This is a genomic window from Amycolatopsis minnesotensis, from assembly GCF_039529815.1.
GTDB classification, from domain to species: domain Bacteria; phylum Actinomycetota; class Actinomycetes; order Mycobacteriales; family Pseudonocardiaceae; genus Amycolatopsis; species Amycolatopsis minnesotensis.
Genome location: NZ_BAAANN010000121.1, coordinates 1 through 1,367 on the forward strand (window position 1 = coordinate 1; position 1,367 = coordinate 1,367).

General features: G+C 69.8%; 3 protein-coding genes. All 3 read left to right on the forward strand.

What is annotated here, in order from left to right:
• Window positions 1-9: 9 nt before the first annotated feature.
• Genes ABD256_RS44090 through ABD256_RS44100 form a run of 3 tightly spaced genes read left to right on the forward strand, consistent with a single transcriptional unit; the run spans window position 10 to window position 1,356 of the window.
• The gene (locus tag ABD256_RS44090) at window positions 10-429 is read left to right on the forward strand and encodes a roadblock/LC7 domain-containing protein (protein ID WP_344432389.1); all 420 of its coding nucleotides are present in this window, start codon (window positions 10-12) and stop codon (window positions 427-429) included.
• The gene (locus ABD256_RS44095) at window positions 426-779 is read left to right on the forward strand and encodes a DUF742 domain-containing protein (protein WP_344432387.1); all 354 of its coding nucleotides are present in this window, start codon (window positions 426-428) and stop codon (window positions 777-779) included. Before ABD256_RS44090 ends, ABD256_RS44095 begins: the two co-directional genes overlap by 4 nt.
• Window positions 757-1,356, forward strand: coding sequence for a GTP-binding protein (locus ABD256_RS44100; protein ID WP_344432388.1), 600 nt, complete (start codon window positions 757-759; stop codon window positions 1,354-1,356). Before ABD256_RS44095 ends, ABD256_RS44100 begins: the two co-directional genes overlap by 23 nt.
• The last annotated feature ends 11 nt before the right edge of the window (window positions 1,357-1,367 follow it).

Here is a 1,367-nt window from a genome sequence, read left to right on the forward strand (position 1 = left end):
GGACACTCAGTGACCGATCCGTCCAACAAGCTCGGGTGGATGCTCGACGACGCCCTGCAGATGCCCGAGACGCTCTACGCGGTGCTGCTCTCGGCCGACGGGTTGCTGATCGCCCATTCGCAGCGCATCAGCACCGACGACGCCGAGCGCGTCGCGGCCGGCATGTCGGGGTTGCAGTCGCTGGCCCGCACCACGGCCGAGTTCTGCGGGGAAACCGCCGAGCAGTGGCGGCAGACGCTGACCGAGTTCGCCGGCGGCTACGTCTTCCTCGTCGCCGCGGGCCAGGGCGCCTACCTCGCCGTGTCGGCCACCAACCGGGTCGACATGGAAGGCGTCTCGTCCCGGTTGCAGCAACTCGTCCAGCGCCTCGGGCAGGAGCTCACCGCACCCGCCCGGTTCGCGCCGCAGGGTTACGGCAGTCCCGCATGACCGAACCGCGGCGGGAGCGCGCGCTGGTGCGGCCGCACGTGGTGACCGGCGGACGCTCCCACCCCACCCGCAACACGTTCGACCTCGCCACCGTCGTGGTCGCGACCAGGACACCGATCGCCGGGCTGAGCCCGGAAAAGCGCCGCATGACCGAACTGTGCCGCGGCGGGGCGCTGGCGGTCGCCGAGATCGCCGCCCACCTCGGCCTGCCCGCGAGCGTGACGAAGGTGCTGCTGTCCGATCTCGTGGACACCGGGCACATCGTCGCGCACGCCACGGTTCCCTCCGCCGATCACGCCGATCTCCAGCTACTGCAGAAGGTGCTCGATGGCCTCCGTGCTCTCACCTGACGCCGACTACGTGCCCGCGACCGTGCGCACGTCGGTGAAAATCCTCGTGGCCGGCCCGTTCGCGGTCGGCAAGACGACCTTCGTCGGCACGCTCTCGGAGATCCGGCCACTGCGCACCGAGGAGACGATGACACAGGCCGGCGCCTTCGTCGACGACCTCGCCGGGGTACCGGACAAGCAGACCACCACCGTCGCGATGGACTTCGGCAGGCTCACCCTCAACCCCGAACTCGTGCTCTACCTCTTCGGCGCACCAGGGCAGCAGCGGTTCACCCAGATGTGGAAGGACCTCTCCCACGGCGCACTCGGCGCACTGGTCCTCGCCGACCCCCGCCGCCTCGACCAGTCCTTCGAAGTCATGGACCTGCTCGAAGAACTCGGCATGCCCTACGCGGTGGCCATCAACCAGTTCGACGGCTCACCGCGCTTCCCCGAAGCCGAACTCCGCGAAGCACTCGACCTGCTCCCGCAGACCCGGCTCGTGGTCTGCGACGCACGCGACCGCGCCTCCTCGGCCACCGCGCTGATCGCCCTCGTCGACCACCTCTTCACCACCACCCGCCAGGAGCACCCGTGACCTCAGCCTTC